This is a genomic window from Paenibacillus brasilensis (assembly GCF_009363115.1).
Lineage (GTDB): Bacteria > Bacillota > Bacilli > Paenibacillales > Paenibacillaceae > Paenibacillus > Paenibacillus brasilensis.
In genome coordinates this window covers 1,352,995-1,372,828 of sequence record NZ_CP045298.1, presented here as the reverse complement: position 1 = coordinate 1,372,828, position 19,834 = coordinate 1,352,995, and the positions used below count along the sequence as shown (strand labels likewise).

The window sequence follows — 19,834 nt, the reverse complement described above, 5'->3', positions numbered from 1 at the left end:
GAAGGGATGGATAGAATGAAAACATTCTTTTCAAAAAACTGGCACTTTGTGCTCATTGGTTTTGTCGCGCTTATCGTGGGCGGTTTTGCCTTATTTTATTTTCAGGGGAATGTGTCGTCGTTTCCAGCTAGCCAATCCAAGCCACTTCAAGAGCAACCGGATCTTACAAAATACAAAATTGCAACGGTCGAAGTCAAGGATGATGGCTTTTATCCTAAAAATATTGAGATAAAAGCGGGTGTCCCGACAAAAATCAATTTCAAGAGAACTACATCTTTTACCTGCATTGATGAAGTACAGTCGCTGAAGATCGGAATGGATGTTTTTCTGGATCATGAAAATAATTATTTTGACACTCAAGACCTGAAGCCCGGTGTATATAAGTATAATTGTGGCATGTACATGTTCTATGGGACTATTACAGTAAAATAAGCTTGTATACGAATAGAGTAAACTTGTAGCCTCCAACACCTTTTGTGTGCTGGGGGCATTTGTTTTTCCAATCCAGCTCCCGTATATCTAATTTTGAACTGATTTTTCTCCTAATTCGTCGGGTATCAGCTTTTGATCCAGCACAGTATGATAACTGTGTGATAGTAGTAACCACATACGAGGAGGAGCTTGTTATGGGATCTTCAATTGAAACCGTTTCCAACTCTGGCGGCATGATTCCTGAATCCAATAGGGGAAGACCGCGCAAGGCTCGTGGGTCAAAGCCCGAACGCGGTGGAAAAGGCTTGTGGGACAGCGTGAAACAGCAAAAGTATCTTTATTTCATGTCCATTCCTTTCGTTATATGGGTGTTTGTTTTTAGTTATTTTCCACTATGGGGCTGGACGATGGCGTTTCAAAATTATAAGCCGGCCAAATCGTTTTTGGATCAGAAATGGGTAGGGTTGGACAACTTTATTGAGCTTTTTCAGGATGAACGGTTTTATCTGGTATTACGCAATACGCTGGCGATGAGCCTGATGGGCATTGTATTTGGTTTTGTTGTACCGATCTTTTTTGCAATTCTGCTAAATGAGCTGCGGGGAATGATGTTCAAGCGTTTCGTGCAGACGGTCTCCTACCTTCCGCATTTTGTATCCTGGGTGGTGGTTGCCGGATTGGTCACAAAGATGCTGTCCATTGACGGAGGTGTCGTCAACGATATATTAATAGCGCTGCATATTGTGGATGAGCCGATTCAGTTCATGGCCAAGGGGAGTTGGTTCTGGTATATTGTAACCGCTTCCGACATATGGAAGGAAACAGGCTGGAATACGATTATTTACTTAGCCGCCATCACCGGAATTGACCAGGAACAGTATGAAGTTTCGCGCGTGGATGGGGCGAGCCGCTGGAGACAGATGTGGCATATTACGTTGCCGGGGATCCGCTCGACTATTGATCGGTATCTTCAACTCATTGGTCAGTATTCTGTTGTTGTTTACGGCGAACGGTATATTCAAAAAACTGACTAAAGAAAGCATCATGTAGGGAGGGAGAGACGAAATGACAACCAAGGGGGCGGGGATCGCGGAAATGCTGCTGCAAAGCCGTCCGGGTGAATTGACTTTACTGCCTGCCCTGCCTGCGGCATGGTCGCAGGGAAAGGTCAACGGATTACGGGGGCGTGGCGGAATGACGGTCAGCATGGAATGGACGGGTTCCCGGCTCGTCCGTGGGAACTTACTGCATCTGTCCCGACAGGAAGCTGCATCATTCGCAGTGCACAGCCCTTTAGCACAGATGCCCGGCAGGCCCAGCCTGATTCAGAGCATGGCGGATTCATTCTGTCATGGATTTTTACCAAGGAGCAGGAAATATCAGACGGACATACGATTATTATTCATGGAGAGGAAGATCAAATATGACTATTTTTCAATTTCCGCAGGACTTTATGTGGGGAACGGCAACGGCAGCCTATCAAATCGAGGGCGCTTATCAGGAGGGAGGAAGAGGTCTGTCCATTTGGGATACCTTTGCCCATACGTCAGGCAAGGTGTTCAACGGAGATAACGGAAATGTAGCCTGTGACAGCTATCATCGCTAAGAGGAGGATATCCGGCTGATGAAGGAGCTGGGCATTCGTACATATCGTTTTTCGGTGTCATGGCCGCGGATATTCCCGAATGGTGACGGTGAAGTCAATCAAGAAGGCTTGGACTATTATCATCGCATCGTTGATTTGTTGAACGAAAACGGGATTGAACCGTTTTGCACACTCTATCACTGGGATCTGCCACAGGTGCTTCAGGATGCGGGAGGCTGGGAAAATCGCCGCACGATTCAGGCATTTGTCCAATATGCGGAAACGATGTTCCGCGAGTTTCACGGAAAAATACATCATTGGCTCACCTTCAATGAACCATGGTGCATCGCTTTTTTATCCAATATGCTGGGCGTTCACGCCCCAGGTCTGACGAATCTCCAGACAGCCATTGATGTGGGACATCATCTGTTGGTTGCACATGGCCTATCTGTGCGTCGTTTCCGCGAGCTGGGAACCAGTGGTCAGATTGGCATCGCGCCCAATGTCTCATGGGCTGTACCCTACAGCACTTCCGAGGAAGACAAAGCCGCTTGTGCGCGCACGATTTCCCTGCACAGTGACTGGTTTCTCCAGCCTATCTATCAAGGCTCATATCCACAGTTTTTGGTAGACTGGTTTGCGGAGCAGGGAGCCAGCGTACCGATTCAGGACGGGGATATGGACATCATTCGAGAACCGATTGATATGATCGGTATCAATTACTACAGTATGTCGGTTAATCGCTTTAATCCAGAAGCCGGTTTCCTTCAATCCGAGGAGATCAATATGGGGCTGCCTGTCACGGATATCGGCTGGCCAGTAGAATCACGAGGGCTGTATGAGGTATTACATTATTTGCAAAAATACGGCAACATCGACATTTACATTACAGAGAATGGAGCATGTATCAACGATGACATCGTAAACGGCAAGATTCAGGATGACCGCCGTATTTCGTACATGCAGCAGCATTTGGTACAGGTACACCGGGCTATTCATGACGGTCTTCATATCAAAGGATATATGGCATGGTCCCTGATGGATAATTTTGAATGGGCAGAAGGATATAATATGAGATTTGGCATGATTCATGTCGATTTTCGCACACAGGTCCGCACACCTAAGGAAAGCTACTATTGGTATCAAAATGTGGTAAGTAATAACTGGCTGGAGACCAGACGCTAAAAAAGCTGCTTTGACATAGCGGAGCTAGTTCTGTCTTCACTCCCTTTTGTTTGAACATCAGGCCCCCTGGGGTAATAATAGTCAGGATGTGCTACAGGTTGTTCCAAGTATGCAGCGGCCACAGGAATAAAAAAAGGAAGATATGTGCATACTGACCAAAATACCTGACGAGGACGTTTGAAACTATTTTAAACCAAGGGGAGTGGAGGGTATGGCTGCGAATTTTAGGAAATCTGGATCAACTGACAGGCAAATGAGCCGCACGGTATCTGTTATCGGGTGGATCGCCTGCATTGCAGGTATTATCCTTATTTTGTTTGATCTAGGAAATTTAAGTGATCGTAATATATATTTAATGGTAGGTATTGGGTGCGTAGTTGCCGGAATTTTTATTTTTCTCGTTGGGAAATCATTTGTCATTGCCCGTAAGAAGGAAGATCAGGAAAACGGTCGCAGTTAACATAAACAAGAAATGAAACAACATATTCAATGAAAACAACATCGTGGGTCTTCGAGCAGTGTAACATGATAACTGTAAGGAGGTCCGCTTTTTGCTTTAATATAGCTTCTTTGCGATATAAAATTAGCGTATTTTATGTCATTTTTTTAGTAATAAAAGATTTTAAATTTGCAAGAGAAATTTAATTTTAAGAGAGGTTTTTCACAAAAAACGGACAAATAATCGACAATTCTGTTAACAATAAAAAAAGTGGCCGCTTTTCTGCTATCTTATATAGGGGCAACATTACAGGAGTTCGTTAGAGTTTTGAGTAATTTATTATTTTAAGGAGAGGGGAACAACATGAACAAAAAACCAAAAGCGATTATTGCGTTGGTTTTGACCGTGCTCACGGTAGCATTGCTCATTTGGACGTGTTTTTATGCTGGCGGAAAATACGTTGTTTTCGATCCGAAAGGACCCATTGGGCAAGCACAAAAAGAATTGATCATTCTTTCAACGGCATTGTCTGCGCTTATAATTGTACCGGTCATGATTTTGACTTTCTTCATCGTTTGGCGGTATCGCGACACACCGGCAAATAAGGTCAAATATCAACCCCACTGGGATGACAGCAGAAAGCTGGAGACTGTATGGTGGGCTATTCCAATTATCGTTATTTGTATTATTGCAGTGATCACTGCGAGATATACCTACTTGCTGGAGCCTTCCAAGCCGTTGGCGAGTACACAAAAGCCAGTAACCATTCAAGTGACTTCACTGGATTGGAAATGGCTCTTTATGTACCCGGAGGAAGGAATTGCTACAGTGAACCAAGTTCACATTCCTAAAGGTGTTCCAGTCCGTTTTGAACTGACTGCCGATGCCCCGATGAACTCTTTCTGGATTCCGCAATTAGGCGGTCAAATCTACACCATGTCAGGCATGGCTATGAAACTGCATTTGCAGGCCGATCATGAAGGAACTTACTTTGGCTCGGGTGCAAACTTTAGCGGTGAGCATTTTGGACAAATGCGATTTAATGTGGAAGTCCAGTCGGATGAAGAGTATAAAAACTGGGTCGCTGACATCAAGAAACAGTCCAAACCGTTGACCAAGGACGGCTATTTGGCACTTGCAAAACCAGGTTTGTCCCAGCCTGATGAGTATTCTTCAATTCCTGACGGATTGTTCCAGGACATCGTAACCAAGTATGTAGTAGACGGTGCTTCTAACCCGCATGCAGGACATGGCGAAGGAGCATCCACTGAGGATTCTTCCAAGTCCGGCACAGAGGATAAAAGTGCAATGGACATGAGTCATATGAATATGAGCGGACACAATTAAATGATTATAGGGAAGGAGGCCCCCAATGCTTGAGAAAATAAAAGAGTTTGCATCCACTTTCTTCATTACTGGAGATCCGATGATTTATGGAGCGGACGTTTCTATCGCTCTTGCGACGATCGGGATCGTGTTTGTGCTCACTTATTTCAAAAAATGGGGCTGGCTTTGGAAAAACTGGTTGACTACCGTTGACCATAAAAAAGTCGGTATCATGTATATCCTCGCGTCCATCTTGATGCTATTCCGCGGAGGCGTGGATGCATTATTGATGCGTATTCAGCTTGCTACACCGGATGTTACACTGCTGCATCCTGAGCATTACAATCAGATATTTACAACACACGGCACGATCATGATCTTGTTTATGGCGATGCCTTTGATGTTTGGTTTGTTTAATATCGCGGTACCTCTTCAAATTGGTGCACGCGATGTGGCGTTCCCTTTCCTGAACGCACTAAGCTTCTGGCTTTTCTTTATGGGAGCGATGCTGTTCAACCTGTCCTTCGTCATTGGCGGTTCGCCGGATGCAGGTTGGTTGAGCTACCCGCCGCTTTCCGAGCTGCAATTTAGTCCCGGCGTTGGCGAGAACTTTTATATCTGGGGTATTCAGATTTCCGGTATAGGTTCATTGGCTACAGGGATCAACTTTATTGTTACCATTATTAAAATGCGCGCACCTGGTATGACTTGGATGAAAATGCCTGTCTTTACGTGGTCCGTATTTTCATCATGTGTTATTATCATTTTCGCGTTTCCGATTCTGACGGTTACTTTGGCTTTGCTATTCCTTGATCGCTTCGGAGGAGGACACTTCTTTACCCTTGACCTTGGCGGCAACCCGATGATGTATATCAACCTGATTTGGATGTGGGGTCACCCTGAGGTATACATCGTAGTATTGCCTGCTTTCGGTATTTATTCCGAGGTCATCAGTGTATTCTCGAAAAAGAAATTGTTTGGCTACAAATCCATGGTTTACGCTATGTTCATTATTGCGATCTTGTCCTTCTTCACCTGGGCGCATCACTTCTTCACGATGGGATCAGGTGCAGATGTGAATGCATTCTTTGCGATTTCCACGATGGTTATCGCAATCCCAACAGGGGTTAAGGTGTTTAACTGGCTGTTCACGATGTATCGGGGGAAAATCGAATTTAAAACTCCGATGATGTGGTCTATCGCATTTATTCCGAACTTCCTGATTGCAGGTTTGACGGGCGTCATGTTGTCTGTAGCGCCTGCTGACTTCCAGTTCCATAACAGTTACTTCCTGATCGCTCACTTTCACTCCGCTCTGATTGGCGGTGTAGTGTTCGGTTATCTGGCTGGTCTGTACTATTGGTGGCCTAAAATGTTCGGCTTTACGCTGCCTGAAACGCCTGGCAAATGGGCTTTCTGGTTCTGGAACATCGGTTTCTATGTATGCTTCATTCCGCAATATTCCCTTGGTTTAATGGGTATGACACGTCGTCTGAGCACTTACGGCTGGGATACTGGCTGGCAGCCGCTTAACTTTGTTTCAACCATTGGGGCCTTCCTGATGGGGATTGGTTTCTTGTTCCAGGTTCTCCAAATTCTGCTGGGTATCAAGAATTTCCGTAAGCTGAAGGATACAACAGGCGACCCATGGGGTGGTCATACGTTGGAATGGTCGATTCCTTCACCTGCACCGGAATACAATTTTGCTACCATCCCGCAAGTGGAAGAACGTGACGACTGGTGGGCAGAGAAAGATAAACGTGCAAAAGGTATTTTCAGAAAGCAACCGCCAATTGAAGCAATTCATATGCCGAAAAACTCGGCGATTCCGTTCATTATGGCGGTATTCTTTTTCATCGCAGGCTTCGGCTTCGTATTCGGTTGGTCGTTCTTCTATATTCCAGGGCTGATCGGTGTGGCAATTTGTATGATTTGCCGTTCGTTCTTCTCCTATGATGGCGACTACTATATCCCTGCGGATGAAGTTAAACGCACGGAAGCCGCAATAAGGGGGTCTGTATAATGGCACAAGCAGCAGCACATCAAAGCCATGATCATGACCACGGACATCACGATCCGCAAGAATTGAAGATGCTTGGTTTCTGGATCTTCCTCGTAACGGACGTGATCCTGTTCAGTACCTTGTTTGCTACCTTCGTCGTCCTTCGGAACAATACAGCCGGAGGACCGGGGGGCGCAGAGCTGTTTAACATGACGGGCGTTATTATTGAAACGTTCCTCTTGCTTACAAGCAGCTTTACAAGTGGTCTGGCCGTGTTGGCCATGAACAAGGGAAGCCTGAAGGGATTAATCAGCTGGTTAATCGTGACGGCGATCCTGGGTCTTGGTTTTATCGGTTTTGAAGTTTACGAGTTTGTTGAATTGGTACACGAAGGAGCCAATTATGGAACCAGTGCATTCCTGTCGGCATTCTTCACTCTGGTCGGTACACATGGACTTCACGTTTCCTTGGGTCTGGTGTGGATGATCGGGCTTATGTTGCAGGTGAAAAAGCGCGGGCTTACTCCTGAAACGAAGGGTAAAGTCTCAGCACTGAGCTTGTACTGGCACTTTTTGGACGCTGTCTGGATTTTCTTGCTGTCAGTCGTTTATTTGATGGGGGTGATGTAGATGGCACAGCATCAATCAGGAGCAGGTTCGCATGGTCATGATGATTCTCACGGTTCAGTGAAATCCTATGTTATCGGGTTCATTCTGTCCATCGTACTGACCATCATTCCTCTCGGTGTGGTTATGAATCATATGTTGAGCCGCACTTCAACCTTGGTCGTTATTTTGGCCACGGCAGTGCTGCAATTTCTGGTTCAGCTATTTTTCTTCATGCACATCCGTGAGAGCAATGGACCACGCTGGAATGTCATGACTTTGATTTTTGGTGTAGTTATCCTGTTGACCATTGTTGGTGGTTCCGTATGGATTATGGAATACAATATGGTGGCACACTAATAGAATGGTGTAAGCAGCACCGTATAAAAGAGGGGTCGGCTTTAAGCCGATTCCTTTTTTTTGTGTAAAACATGTCGGGACATATAACTGTGGCTTCTTGCACTCTAGTTTGCGTATGTGTAGAATAAAATTGTATAGCAGAAGTTTAAAAACGATAATACTAATGGAGAGCGGAGGAACAAAGTAATGAATACCGAATTATTGTTTGCGCCCTTTAAGGCAGGGAATTTATCTCTTCCCAACCGGATTGTTATGGCTCCAATGACACGGAATTTTTCCCCTCAAGGTGTTCCCGGCCCTGAGGTTGCTGCGTATTATCGTCATCGTGCGGAGAATGCAGTGGGCTTGATTGTTACCGAGGGAACTGCGATTAATCATCCATCAGCCGTAGAGCACACGAGTATTCCTAACTTTTATGGTGAGGGATTAAAGGGATGGGCGAAGGTTGTAGAGGAGGTTCATGCGGCAGGTGGCAAGATTATACCGCAGCTCTGGCATGTGGGTACAGCTCGCCAAATAGGTGCGGATAACCAACCGAATCCCGAAGCATTGCCTGTCGGCCCGTCCGGTATTTCTCCTGCCGGTGAAAAGGTAGTTGAGCCGTTGACCGAGACCGAGATTGCTGATATCATCACAGCCTATGCCCAGGCGGCAGCAGATGCAAAACGGATCGGCTTCGACGGCATTGAGCTTCATGGAGCACACGGCTATTTAATTGATCAGTTTTTCTGGGACAAAACGAATAAGCGTACAGATCAATACGGAGGCAATTTGGTTCAGCGTACCCGGTTTGCGGTAGAGGTCATTGAGGCCTGTCGCCGAGCAGTGGGCCCGGATTTTCCGATTGTACTGCGATTTTCTCAGTGGAAGATGTACCATTATGGAGAAAAGCTGGCACAGACACCGCAGGAGCTTGAACTGTTTTTGGCTCCATTAGTGAAGGCCGGGGTAGATGTATTCCACTGCTCAAGCCGCCGTTTCTGGGAACCGGAGTTTGAGGGTTCTGATCTAACTTTAGCAGCATGGACCAAAAAGCTAACAGGCAAGCCCGTTATTACTGTAGGCTCCATTGGCTTGGAGAAGGCGTTTTTGAGTGAGCTGGAAAAATCTCATCATAGTGAGAGCAATAAATCAAATAGCGTTGAGGCGAGACTAGAACAGCTTGTTGGGCTAGTAGAGCGAGAAGAGGTTGATCTGATCGCGGTTGGGCGGGCTTTACTGGTAGACCCGGCGTTTGCGGTCAAGCTGCGGGATCAACAGATAGAAGCAATTATCCCTTACAATGATGAAGTTTTGAAATCGTTAAATTAAGCTTGAAATTTCTCTGTTACAGGGCAAGCTGTAATATAAGCTATTCGTAAATTCTACGAATTTGCTATAATAGGAGCATCAAGTCGAAACACATGGGGTGAAAAGGATGAATTCTGAAACGGAAGCTTTGGATTGCGAGCCGGCTTGTCACGGTTCAGACCAAGAAATTGAGCGCATAAAATCTTCCCTTGTTGAGGATTCCATCGCATACAAAATGTCGGAGTTGTTCAAAGCACTGGGCGATCCGACACGGATTAAGCTAATATACGCCCTGGCTCAAAAGGAACTGTGTGTTCATGATCTGACTCAGGTGTTGAACATGGGCCAATCTGCGGTATCCCATCAGCTTCGTTACTTACGCAACCTGCGTATTGTCAAACGGCGCAAGGAAGGCAAGACGGTGTTTTATTCGCTGGATGATAATCATGTGGAGCAGATCTTTTTGCAAACCCACCAGCACATTTCACATCAATAGTTTTATGGATAAATAAACAGCAGGGCGCCAAGGGTTGGCGCTCTTTTGGTGCTTGTCCGTTGAAAATGATTTTTTTGGTAAAAAGGGCTATTATCATTGACTTCTGCCCCTAATTCTGAATATAATGGCCTTAACAAATAATATATGAACAAATGCTCATGTATAGTTATCAGGAGGCCAATGATATGGATGCTCTGAAAAGAACGGAACGTCACGAATGGGTTTTGGAAGGCTTAGATTGCGCCAACTGTGCTCTAAAGATTGAAAATGGAGTCAGTAAAATAGAAGGTGTTCTTGATTGCTCGGTCAATTTTGTTACGAAAACATTGACGATGACCGCAAGCCCGGACCAAGAAGAAGAGGTTCTTCGTCAAACGGAACGCAAGGTTCACAGACTGGAGCCTCACATACGGATGATTGTCAAAAATGCCCGGGGACGCTTGCGTGAAGACAGTCGAAGTGAGGCTGGCACAGCGCAGGCAGGAAGCACAGCGGACTGCGCATGCGGTGGTCATGAGCATGCTGAACATCATCACTCGCATGCTGGTCATGACCATAAGGATCATGCAGATGGTAAACATGCACACGCGCCTCATGACCACCACACAGCGGATGGTCATAGTCATGCCACTCATTCTCATTCGCATTCGCATGGAGATGACAACGACGCCGGACATACCCATGATCATGGTACGGAAGGTATGCGCCCTATGATTACACGCTTGGCTGCCGGTGCAGTCATTGCTGCTGTTGCCTGGTGGTTGCCCGTGGAGGGTGTGGGCAAGCTGGCTCTGTTTTTGCTGGCATATATCATCGTTGGCGGCGATGTTGTCCTACAGGCTGCGCGCAGTCTAGTGCGGGGAATGGCCTTTGACGAATATTTCCTGATGACACTGGCTACGGTAGGCGCATTTGCGATTGGAGAATACCCTGAGGGCGTAGCCGTCATGTTCTTTTATCAGATCGGAGAGCTGTTTCAAGGCGTTGCTGTCAACCGTTCGCGCAAATCCATCGGTGATCTGATGGATATTCGACCGGACTATGCCAACCTGAAGACGGCTGGCTCTGTACGGAGGGTTTCGCCAGAGGACGTGCGCATAGGTGATTTGATCGTGATTAAGCCGGGCGAGAAGATTCCGCTGGATGGTAAGGTTGTAGACGGTGAATCGCATGTGGATACCTCGGCGTTGACAGGTGAATCTGTGCCTCGTACCGTTGAGCCGGGAAGCAGCGTATTGAGCGGTTTTATAAATACGAACGGGCTTTTGACTGTAGAGGTCGGCAAGGAATTTGGCGAATCCACAGTCTCTAAAATTTTGGAGCTTGTGCAAAATGCGAGCGCCAAGAAAGCGCCGACTGAAAAATTTATCACCAAGTTTTCCCGATACTACACCCCTGTTGTGGTTATCGTCGCACTGCTGCTGGCGGTCGTTCCGCCGCTTGTTGTACCGGGTGCACAGTTTGCTGATTGGATATACCGCGCGCTTGTTTTCCTCGTCATTTCTTGTCCATGTGCGCTGGTGGTATCTATTCCGCTGGGTTTCTTTGGCGGAATCGGGGCAGCGTCACGTTCAGGTGTGCTGATCAAGGGCGGGAACTATCTTGAGGCTCTGAATGATGTAAAGTACGCTGTTTTTGATAAAACAGGCACGCTCACCAAAGGTGTTTTCCGCGTAACAGGGATTTATCCTGCCGAAGCCTTTACGAAGGAAAGTCTGCTGGAAACCGCCGCATTGGCGGAGCTGCACTCCACGCATCCTATCGCAGCATCTCTGCGTGAATCCTATGGCAAAGAGCTTCTGACAGAGCGGGTTCAGCAATATAGTGAAATATCCGGTCACGGAATTCAAGCACAGATTGATGGTCGTCTGGTGTTGGCCGGAAATGCGAAGCTGATGGAGCGGGAGCATGTTACTTTTGACGCAGCACAGCAGTCAGGGACGTTGGATGAAGGAACGGTCGTTCATGTAGCCGTAGATAAAGTTTATGCCGGATGCATTCTGATCTCGGATGAGGTCAAGGAGGACGCAGCGAGGACGATTGCTTCGCTGAAAAAGCTGGGTGTGGTGAAAACGATCATGCTAACGGGTGACAATCGGACGGTTGCTGAGGCTATAGGACGCCAGCTGGGTCTGGATGAAGTACGGGCAGAGCTGTTGCCTCAGGATAAAGCAGAAGCGATTGAGCAGCTGTCTGCAACTAAGAAAACGAGCGACAAGGTTTTATTTGTGGGCGATGGCATTAATGATACCCCTGTGCTGGCACTGGCAGACGTAGGTGTAGCGATGGGCGGTTTGGGTTCGGATGCTGCGATTGAGGCAGCAGATATCGTAATTATGAACGATGAGCCCTCAAGATTGGTTACGGCGATTCATATCGCCAAGCGTACGCGTCGTATCGTATGGCAAAATATTATATTTGCGTTGGGTGTCAAAGCGGTATTTCTCACGTTGGGCGCGTTTGGTATTGCTACCATGTGGGAGGCTGTATTTTCCGATGTAGGTGTAACACTACTGGCCGTATTGAATGTGATGCGTGTATTGAAGGCCCGCTCTTACGAATAAAACTTACAAGTAAAAAATGAACACTTCCGGACTAACATTGGATGTATGCATCCTGTGAAATCCGGGGGTGTTTTTTTATAACCAGCACGTTTCGAATGGAGTTTGCTGTCGGCAGTAATGGAGTGGTTTTATGATTTTTGATCGTTGTGTAGAGATGTATAAAAGCAGGGTGTACCTAATACGTTAAGGTAGGGACTTTACAGGTAAGGTCCATGTGAAATTGGCTTGCCCATTAATGAGTAAACGCTCTCTTTTTTTGGGTGGTTTACTCGAATTCGTGTGTGCCAACTTGCTGATGGAAGAAAGGATGGATTAGTAGCATGGAGGCTAAACTGATGCATGTATTCGCAGAGCTGCTGGACAGCCAAAACAGCCGGGATCGCGAGGATCAAGGGTCGGGTAGCAAGGCTGCTGCGCGAAGGCTGATCGTCAATTCGTTTATGGCAGGGTACAATGAAATCTCTGCTTCGCAGGAGGCAGATCCGCTGAACTGGCTGGTCAATTTAGCCGATCAGGGCCTAATCAGTCGGGAAGAGGCATTGCTGGCTGCGAACCCGGAGTTACTTGAAGAAATCACGCTGAATAAGGGGAACACCTACGGCAGGGAAGCGATAGATTCACTATTAAAATGGAGCGATGAATACAGACGCACGCCTATACGAATTTATGCGGATGCTTCTGCAAATGTCAGTCGTATAGGTACAGGGCCAGCATCCAGACTGGAAGTAGAAAGTCTTGACGGCTACTGCCTTCTGCACGGCCCCTTGTCACAGACACCTAGCCGTGTAGCGGAATTATGCTATGCCTACCTGGATGCCGCAGAGTCTGGGCAGATGAAGTATGTCCCTGACGGGAAGCCCAATCCCATCCTTATTCCCGGTGCCTGTGCATCAGACATTTACAAAAGCTTTAATCAGGCTTCTGGCTTGCCAGGATTGTGTGAGCATTTGTCCCGGAGAATCATCGGCCTGCTTGAAACAGAGTATGAAGGCCTGTTGGAGGCTCTCAACGGATCACCGCTCACGATAGCCCTGCTCGAACAAACCAACGTAGTAGGGATTGGAAGCCTGCAGGATATGCAATTGGAGGCATTGCTGCGTGCAGCGTTGCGAAACGTACGCCAAGGGGGAGAACCACAGCTGGAGATTATAGTACGCAATCCGGCTGATGCTAATCAATTCCGGGCAACCCGAGACTGGATTGATGGTGTTGCGGAGCAAACCTTATGCGGACGTTTGCGGTGCATTCCATATCGGGTAGGCGTGCTTTTGACGGTAGATGCGCCTTTAACGCCTGACGTAAGCCAATCATGGAATGGGCAGGCGGTACGTTCCGGGGAGTTCGCCAGTGCCAATAATATGCCAGAAGTGAAAGCGAAACAGATCAAGCAGGCGACTCAAGCCGCAGATATGACACGTTTTGCCGATATGATGATTTTGAATGTGGCACCGATTCCATCCGATAGCAGTGAGACTGAGGACCGGCTAAATCCAGCTTGCGCTGATGGTCATATGAATGCTGATGCTACGATAAAATGCATAACAGATGCTATCCGGCGTGTAAAGCCAGAGCTTTCCATCTGGGTGGCGTTAGATGAAATTCGCCAGTCTCTGGATGGAAATACGATTTGGGGAAGCGGTCTGACGGGTATCATTTGTCCAGACGAAGCAGTCTCCAAGGCACGTCTGGCGGCTGCACGTTATAAACTTTTGCAATACGCAGAGCAACAACAGTTTCCCGACGTTTTACACAAAAATGCACAGCAATGACTGCTTTAAAATACAAAGAATACCTGCGTTGTCGCCGCGGGTATTCTTTTTTTATTTGGGCCATTACGGGTTTACAACAAGAAAAGAAGGGTATATAATAAAGCAAAAGTTTCACTAAACCAAAATAATTGTATTAATGCAAAAATGATTATCATTCTCATTGCCAAACATGCTGCTTCGGGCCTCCCGAAGCAGCATGTGCTATTTTAAGGCCCTTAACAATGGATATCATTCTCAATGAAATGCAGGCACAAATAACAAATATGGAAAGGAACGTGACATGATGCAAGCTGTACAACAAATTCAAAAGACACTATCGCCTTCTGATCAAATACGTTCAAAAAAAAGTGGCAACGGACGACCCGGCCCGAATCGCAAGCCACAGTTTCAGCTTAAAAGCATGCTGAAAAACAAGGAGATGCAGGCTGCCCTGGGCAGCGGAATGCTGATGCTGATGGCATGGGGCATTTCGCATTGGTCGCAATGGCTATCGGTCATTCTGTATGTGGTGTCCTATGCTTTGGGGGGATGGTCCAAGGCCAGAGAAGGGATCGAAACACTGATCCGAGAACGTGATCTGGATGTTAATCTGCTTATGATTGCAGCGTCTCTGGGAGCTGCGACCATTGGCTATTGGAATGAAGGAGCCATGCTGATTTTCATTTTTGCACTCAGCGGTGCTTTGGAGAGCTATACAACCGAGCGCAGCAGCAAGGATATTTCCGAGCTGATGGCTCTGAAGCCGGAGACGGCCTTGCGTTTGTCCTCCGAGGGGACAGAAACTGTCGGCATTGAGCAGCTGCTGCCAGGCGACCTGCTGCTGGTGAAGCCGGGCGAGCTGATACCAGCAGACGGCCGAATTTCCAAGGGCATGTCGGCGGTAAACCAGGCATCCATTACCGGGGAATCCGTTCCGGTGAATAAGGTGGCGGGTGACGAGGTATATGCGGGCACCATTAATGGGGAAGGCGTGCTGTACGTAGAGGTTAGCCAGTCCGCTGAAGACACTTTATTTTCAAAAATTATTCGTATGGTAGAAGAAGCCCAGACCGAGGTTCCCGATTCCCAGCGGTTTATCAAAACATTTGAGTCGGTGTATGCCCGAATTGTAGTTGTTGTCACGCTGATTGTCATTGCAGGTGCGCCCATCGTATTAGGCTGGACGTGGGCAGCAGCCTTTTACAAGGCGATGGTGTTTCTCGTTGTTGCCTCGCCATGTGCCCTCGTGTCTTCCATCATGCCAGTGATGCTGTCGGCCATTTCCAACCGTGCCCGCCGGGGTATCCTGTTTAAAGGTGGCGCGCATGTGGAAAATATGGCATTGACTTCTGTTGTTGCTTTTGACAAAACAGGCACGTTAACGATGGGAACGCCAGTCGTCACCGATTGGATTACCGCCTCAGACTACGACACGGATGAGCTTGTGCACATTGTCGCCACGATCGAAAGCTATTCTTTGCATCCGCTGGCCCGGGCGATTGTAGCCAAAGCCGAAGCCGAGCTCGGATCGAGAGAGCCTCTCGCAGCCGAGCAGGTACAGGCAATCACCGGATGGGGGATGGAGGGCATCATCGGCGGAGTGAAGTGGAAAATCGGTCGCACTAATGTGCTGGATGAATCTGGTCCTCTGGCAGAGCCGGAGTGGATAGAGACTCGCGTCCGACTGGAGGCTGAGGGCAAAACCGTATCCATCATCCTCGCGGATGACCGGATTGCCGGGATGCTGGCACTACGTGACGAGCTGCGTCCACAGGCGCAGGAGTCCGTGAAACGCCTGCAGGCACAGGGCATCCGGGTCGTCATGCTTACAGGAGACCGGCCAGAAACCGCCGCCGTGATCGCGGCGCAGGCCGGTGTCGACGCCGTATATGCCGGCTTGATGCCGGAGGACAAAGTCAGCCATATTCGCATGCTGCGGGAGCAGTATGGGCATGTCGTTATGGTTGGCGACGGTGTAAATGATGCTCCGGCGTTGACCGCGGCAACCGTCGGACTAGGCATGGGTATGCACGGCAGCGGAGCCGCGCTGGAGGTTGCAGACGTCGTGCTGATGAACGACGGAATTGAAGAGATTGCGCCGACGATAGCGCTGGCGCGCAAGGCGCAGCGGGTGGTCAAGCAAAATATGATCTTCGCCGTAAGTGTCATTCTGCTGCTAGTGGTTAGCAACTTTGTGCAGAATATAGCCCTGCCATTTGGTGTTATTGGGCATGAGGGCAGCACAATACTTGTTATTTTGAACGGCTTGCGCTTGCTGCGTTCATAAGCTAATAAATCACACGATGACCAACAAGAAGGAGCATTCCACCCTCTTAAAATCCAAGGGGTGAATGCTCCTTCTGTCCATCTCAGACATCTGGCTCGCCCAGGTACTGCACGCTATCTTCGGCGTGGTGTAGAGCGGCGCAAGAACAGGGAGAAAACAAGCCCTGCTAACGCAATTCCTGTGGCAATGATAAAGGCATCATTAATGCCATGGATCGTCGATTCTGTAACGGCACTTCGGTATACCTGCTGTAGTGCCAGCGCTGAGCCGGTTTCCGCCGAAACGCCTGCCGTTTGCGCAAGGGTTTGTCCCAGCTGCGATACCCCTTCCGCTACGGAGGCATTGGCTGTAGTAGCCACATTCGCATAATCCGCCAAATGAATCGTAGTCCGACTGCTCATTACAGTAATAAGCCAAGCGGTACCAATGGAGCCAGCAATTTGCCGCACCGTATTGGACATGGCTGTGCCGTGGCTGCCGAGATGGGGAGGAAGCTGATTTAGTCCCTCCGTCTGTACGGACATCATCAGCAAGGACATACCAAAGCTGCGAATCGTATAGATGACCATAATGTGCCCGTAGGTGGTCGCATCGGTCAGCAGACTGAATTCCCATGTCGTCACTGCTGTAATGATCAGTCCGACAATCGCCAACGGCCTTGCGCCAATTCGGTCGAAAATGGCCCCCGATATCGGTGACATTACACCCATCAGCAATGCACCCGGAAGCAGTAGCAGACCAGATTGCAGCGGCGTAAAACCGCGTATATTTTGCAGATAGATCGGTAGTAGCAGCATCCCGCCGAACATCGTCATATTGACCGTAGCCCCAACCAGCGTTGATACTGTGAAAATATCATATTTAAACACACGGAACTCCAGCATGGGCTGTATCATGTTCAACTCACGCACGACAAAAAATAGAATAAACACGATCCCGGCAGCGAGGGAAAGTACGACGATGTTGCTGCTCCAGCCCTTATCTCCAGCAGAACTAAAGCCATACAACAGAAGGCCGAAGCCAAGGGTGGAAAAAATAGTCCCCAGCAGGTCAAACTGCGGCTTCGTTAGCTTGGACACATTTTTGAGCCAGCGTACGGCGAACAGAATATCAATGATCGCCAGCGGAATAACGAGCAAAAATAGCAGCCTCCAGCTATAATGCTCCACGATCCAGCCGGATAAAGTTGGTCCGACCGCCGGGGCAAACATCATAGCGATACCCATCGTACCCATGGCGGCGCCACGTTTTTCCGGGGGGAACACCGTCAGGAATACGTTCATGACCACAGGCATGATGATGCCCGCTCCGCTGGCCTGAATGACACGTCCGACCAGCATGGGGGCAAAGCCGGTACTGGCAGCGCAGACGACAGACCCGGCGGTGAACAACCCCATCGCGGAGATAAAAAGCGCACGGGTTCCGAATGACTCAATCAAGAAAGCGGTGATTGGAATCAGAATCCCGTTCGTCAGCATATACCCGGTGGATAGCCACTGAACGGTAGTAGCCGACACATTAAAATCATTCATCAGGTGTGGGATGGCCACGTTTAGCAGCGTTTGATTCAAAATCGAAATGAAGGCGCCTAACAACAGTACGGACAGAATGCGCCCGACGGACATTTTTTGATCCATGACAGCCTCCTACTTGTGAACTCTGATGGTTGCACTCATCCCCGGGATAATCCCTAACCCTTTATAGCCTTGAATGGATATGTTGACAGGCACGACCTGTGTCACTTTGGTGTAGTTGGCAGTGGTATTGGAAGTGGGCAGTAGTGAAAAAGTCGATGCGGTCGCCAGACCGATCTTTTCGAGCTTGCCAGTAAGGGACGTATCCGGGTATGCATCAATATATACATCCACGGCCTGTCCAACTTGAAGATCCCTTACAGCTGTTTCATCTATATTGGCGGTAATCCATAAGTTGTTTAGATCAAAAGCCTTTGCCAAAGGTGTACCTACCCCAACAATCGAGTTGTTAACCGCCGATTGCTGCACAATGGTACCATCGGTTGGAATTGTGATGCTAATCCGGCTTCCGCCTCCCTCTACCGTACCGAGTGTACTTCCGGCGGTGTAGGTTTTACCAACCTCGGCATTCCAGCCTGTGAGCTTGCCCGCGCCTGGAGAGGCAACGGTAACCGCTTGTCCGCTCACTTGGGCATTGTCGGTCTTTATGTAGTTGGCGGATTGATTGTAGTAATAGGCGGCGGCTCCGCCTCCTGCCAGAATAATGATAATAACCAGCAGGTTGACTAATATGGCGCGTGAATTCATATTGCATGCCTCCCTAGTTCTTGGATTTTCAAAGTATGCGCCATATGTTTCATAATATTCAGATGGATTTTGGGAGAAGATAAGAGCGCATGCGAAAAGGATGATTTTGCAGACAAAGGATGAGGCGCATAATGACAACCAGAATCATGATTGTATATGACAGTGAAAATGGGCATACCGAGCGTCTGGCTCGTTCGATCGCAGAAGGCGCGCGCCAGGAGAATACGGAAGTACTGCTAAAGCATGTGAAAGAGGCCGATGTGAAAGAACTAGGGAGTGTAGACGCGATCATATGGGGATGCCCGGGCCATTTTGGCACAATCAGCAGCGGTCTGAAAAGCTGGATTGATAAGCTAGGGTATCTGTGGGCGCAGGGCAAGCTGGTGGATAAAATCGGTGCGGTGTTCTGCACAACCGCTACGGTTCATGGCGGCCTGGAATCAACACTTCTCAATCTGATCACCCCGATGCTTCATCAAGGCATGGTTATTGTAGGACTGCCCGCCAATGTTACGGAAAATGCACTCTACGGCTCTTATTATGGCGTGGGGATAACCTGTCCGGTGGAGACAGACCCGAATGGGCCACCAAATTTTCCAACAGGTGATGATCTTGCATTAGGTCGCTCTCTGGGCAAACGGGTCGCTGAGATGGCGGGACGGTACCGTAACGCTGCAAAAGAATAGGAGGCCGCCCATGACCATTGCTTTTATCGGAGTAGCTGCGGTTGCCCTTATCTTTTTGCTGGTATTTAATACGAAGATGGCGCGCAAGTCCCCTCCCAAGGCTCGCCAAGCCGATGAGGATTCACGGCAAAGAAGCAAACGTCCTTATCCTGTGCAGGTGGAGCCTGAGGTACGAGAGTTGCCGGATCATACGCGAGAGGCACAGCATAAGGCTGTTGATGCCAGCGAACAACATCATGTCGAGGAACATCACAAGGTGCCTGGTAAACATGCGGATGTGAAGGTGGAAAGGGAGCGTGAAGATCAACATGCTACTAATCTAGCTGGTAACCCAGATAAACACCAGGCTACTTACGATGATCAGGATTACCGAGCGGCTTTACGCGGATTTGCTGGAAAGGGCAAGGAAGAGGATGGACGCTCTCCAATGACCCATGGGGAGAATGAGGCTCTGAAAAGCGAGGACGAGCAGTATCGTGAGGCATTGCGCTCCATGAACCGGAAAAAATGAGGGTTCTCCATTGAACACGCCAAAAAGGCTGCTTTT

The 19,834-nt window shown here is 48.4% G+C and carries 15 protein-coding genes and 3 pseudogenes; 16 read left to right on the top strand and 2 right to left on the bottom strand.

The genetic code is table 11. The features are described from left to right. The first annotated feature begins 15 nt into the window (after window positions 1-15). The 14 genes and pseudogenes from GCU48_RS06480 (at window position 16) to GCU48_RS06415 (ending at window position 16,319) form a co-directional block, all read left to right on the top strand. The gene (locus GCU48_RS06480; protein WP_152379462.1) at window positions 16-432 is read left to right on the top strand and encodes a cupredoxin domain-containing protein; all 417 of its coding nucleotides are present in this window, start codon (window positions 16-18) and stop codon (window positions 430-432) included. 194 nt (window positions 433-626) lie between these two features. Continuing rightward, a pseudogene (locus GCU48_RS06475) lies at window positions 627-1,482 on the top strand (ABC transporter permease). A gap of 30 nt (window positions 1,483-1,512) precedes the next feature. Then, window positions 1,513-1,859: pseudogene (locus GCU48_RS06470) on the top strand (glycoside hydrolase family 95-like protein); the annotation flags it as partial. Then, window positions 1,856-3,202: pseudogene (locus GCU48_RS06465) on the top strand (GH1 family beta-glucosidase). The pseudogenes GCU48_RS06470 and GCU48_RS06465, both read left to right, overlap by 4 nt. A gap of 211 nt (window positions 3,203-3,413) precedes the next feature. Then, window positions 3,414-3,662, top strand: coding sequence for a hypothetical protein (locus GCU48_RS06460; protein WP_152379461.1), 249 nt, complete (start codon window positions 3,414-3,416; stop codon window positions 3,660-3,662). A 342-nt stretch (window positions 3,663-4,004) separates the two neighbouring features. Then, entirely contained in the window at window positions 4,005-4,988 is a 984-nt protein-coding gene (gene cyoA, locus GCU48_RS06455; protein ID WP_025717998.1) for a ubiquinol oxidase subunit II, read from the top strand. Window positions 4,989-5,013: 25 nt separating this feature from the next. Further along, the gene (locus GCU48_RS06450; RefSeq protein WP_025717999.1) at window positions 5,014-6,990 is read left to right on the top strand and encodes a cbb3-type cytochrome c oxidase subunit I; all 1,977 of its coding nucleotides are present in this window, start codon (window positions 5,014-5,016) and stop codon (window positions 6,988-6,990) included. Then, entirely contained in the window at window positions 6,990-7,598 is a 609-nt protein-coding gene (cyoC, locus tag GCU48_RS06445; protein WP_025718001.1) for a cytochrome o ubiquinol oxidase subunit III, read from the top strand. The genes GCU48_RS06450 and cyoC overlap by 1 nt, the downstream gene beginning before the upstream one ends. Next, window positions 7,599-7,934 (top strand): cytochrome o ubiquinol oxidase subunit IV, encoded by a 336-nt coding sequence (gene cyoD / locus GCU48_RS06440; RefSeq protein WP_025718003.1) that lies wholly within the window; start codon window positions 7,599-7,601, stop codon window positions 7,932-7,934. A gap of 186 nt (window positions 7,935-8,120) precedes the next feature. Beyond that, window positions 8,121-9,245, top strand: a complete 1,125-nt coding sequence (locus GCU48_RS06435; RefSeq protein ID WP_152379460.1) for an NADH:flavin oxidoreductase — start codon at window positions 8,121-8,123, stop codon at window positions 9,243-9,245. 106 nt (window positions 9,246-9,351) lie between these two features. After that, complete coding sequence (locus GCU48_RS06430; protein WP_007432172.1) at window positions 9,352-9,720, top strand: ArsR/SmtB family transcription factor; 369 nt, start codon at window positions 9,352-9,354, stop codon at window positions 9,718-9,720. A gap of 185 nt (window positions 9,721-9,905) precedes the next feature. Further along, entirely contained in the window at window positions 9,906-12,284 is a 2,379-nt protein-coding gene (locus tag GCU48_RS06425) for a heavy metal translocating P-type ATPase (protein WP_152379459.1), read from the top strand. 320 nt (window positions 12,285-12,604) lie between these two features. Continuing rightward, entirely contained in the window at window positions 12,605-14,053 is a 1,449-nt protein-coding gene (locus tag GCU48_RS06420; RefSeq protein ID WP_152379458.1) for a PEP-utilizing protein, read from the top strand. 283 nt (window positions 14,054-14,336) lie between these two features. Further along, window positions 14,337-16,319: a heavy metal translocating P-type ATPase gene (locus GCU48_RS06415; protein WP_244316251.1), complete on the top strand. Its 1,983-nt coding sequence runs from the start codon at window positions 14,337-14,339 to the stop codon at window positions 16,317-16,319. Window positions 16,320-16,432: 113 nt separating this feature from the next. Here GCU48_RS06415 and GCU48_RS06410 read toward each other — a convergent pair whose 3' ends face one another. Continuing rightward, window positions 16,433-17,956, bottom strand: coding sequence for a DHA2 family efflux MFS transporter permease subunit (locus GCU48_RS06410; RefSeq protein WP_025718009.1), 1,524 nt, complete (start codon window positions 17,954-17,956; stop codon window positions 16,433-16,435). A 9-nt stretch (window positions 17,957-17,965) separates the two neighbouring features. After that, window positions 17,966-18,601, bottom strand: coding sequence for an HlyD family efflux transporter periplasmic adaptor subunit (locus tag GCU48_RS06405; RefSeq protein WP_152379456.1), 636 nt, complete (start codon window positions 18,599-18,601; stop codon window positions 17,966-17,968). Between the two features lie 131 nt (window positions 18,602-18,732). Between GCU48_RS06405 and GCU48_RS06400 the strand changes: the two genes are divergently transcribed. Continuing rightward, a complete protein-coding gene (locus GCU48_RS06400) occupies window positions 18,733-19,287 on the top strand; it encodes an NAD(P)H-dependent oxidoreductase (protein ID WP_152379455.1) in 555 nt (184 codons plus the stop codon). A 10-nt stretch (window positions 19,288-19,297) separates the two neighbouring features. After that, the gene (locus GCU48_RS06395) at window positions 19,298-19,798 is read left to right on the top strand and encodes a hypothetical protein (protein ID WP_152379454.1); all 501 of its coding nucleotides are present in this window, start codon (window positions 19,298-19,300) and stop codon (window positions 19,796-19,798) included. Window positions 19,799-19,834: the final 36 nt, after the last annotated feature.

Excerpts from the sequence above, each read along its gene's own strand:
- GCU48_RS06420 (WP_152379458.1), top strand. The coding sequence starts at position 12,605 with ATGGAGGCTAAACTGATGCATGTATTCGCAGAGCTGCTGGACAGCCAA.
- GCU48_RS06410 (WP_025718009.1), bottom strand. The coding sequence starts at position 17,956 with ATGGATCAAAAAATGTCCGTCGGGCGCATTCTGTCCGTACTGTTGTTA.
- GCU48_RS06435 (WP_152379460.1), top strand. The coding sequence starts at position 8,121 with ATGAATACCGAATTATTGTTTGCGCCCTTTAAGGCAGGGAATTTATCT.
- cyoA (WP_025717998.1), top strand. The coding sequence starts at position 4,005 with ATGAACAAAAAACCAAAAGCGATTATTGCGTTGGTTTTGACCGTGCTC.
- GCU48_RS06430 (WP_007432172.1), top strand. The coding sequence starts at position 9,352 with ATGAATTCTGAAACGGAAGCTTTGGATTGCGAGCCGGCTTGTCACGGT.
- GCU48_RS06400 (WP_152379455.1), top strand. The coding sequence starts at position 18,733 with ATGACAACCAGAATCATGATTGTATATGACAGTGAAAATGGGCATACC.
- cyoD (WP_025718003.1), top strand. The coding sequence starts at position 7,599 with ATGGCACAGCATCAATCAGGAGCAGGTTCGCATGGTCATGATGATTCT.
- cyoC (WP_025718001.1), top strand. The coding sequence starts at position 6,990 with ATGGCACAAGCAGCAGCACATCAAAGCCATGATCATGACCACGGACAT.
- GCU48_RS06450 (WP_025717999.1), top strand. The coding sequence starts at position 5,014 with ATGCTTGAGAAAATAAAAGAGTTTGCATCCACTTTCTTCATTACTGGA.
- GCU48_RS06425 (WP_152379459.1), top strand. The coding sequence starts at position 9,906 with ATGGATGCTCTGAAAAGAACGGAACGTCACGAATGGGTTTTGGAAGGC.
- GCU48_RS06395 (WP_152379454.1), top strand. The coding sequence starts at position 19,298 with ATGACCATTGCTTTTATCGGAGTAGCTGCGGTTGCCCTTATCTTTTTG.
- GCU48_RS06480 (WP_152379462.1), top strand. The coding sequence starts at position 16 with ATGAAAACATTCTTTTCAAAAAACTGGCACTTTGTGCTCATTGGTTTT.
- GCU48_RS06415 (WP_244316251.1), top strand. The coding sequence starts at position 14,337 with ATGCAAGCTGTACAACAAATTCAAAAGACACTATCGCCTTCTGATCAA.
- GCU48_RS06405 (WP_152379456.1), bottom strand. The coding sequence starts at position 18,601 with ATGAATTCACGCGCCATATTAGTCAACCTGCTGGTTATTATCATTATT.
- GCU48_RS06460 (WP_152379461.1), top strand. The coding sequence starts at position 3,414 with ATGGCTGCGAATTTTAGGAAATCTGGATCAACTGACAGGCAAATGAGC.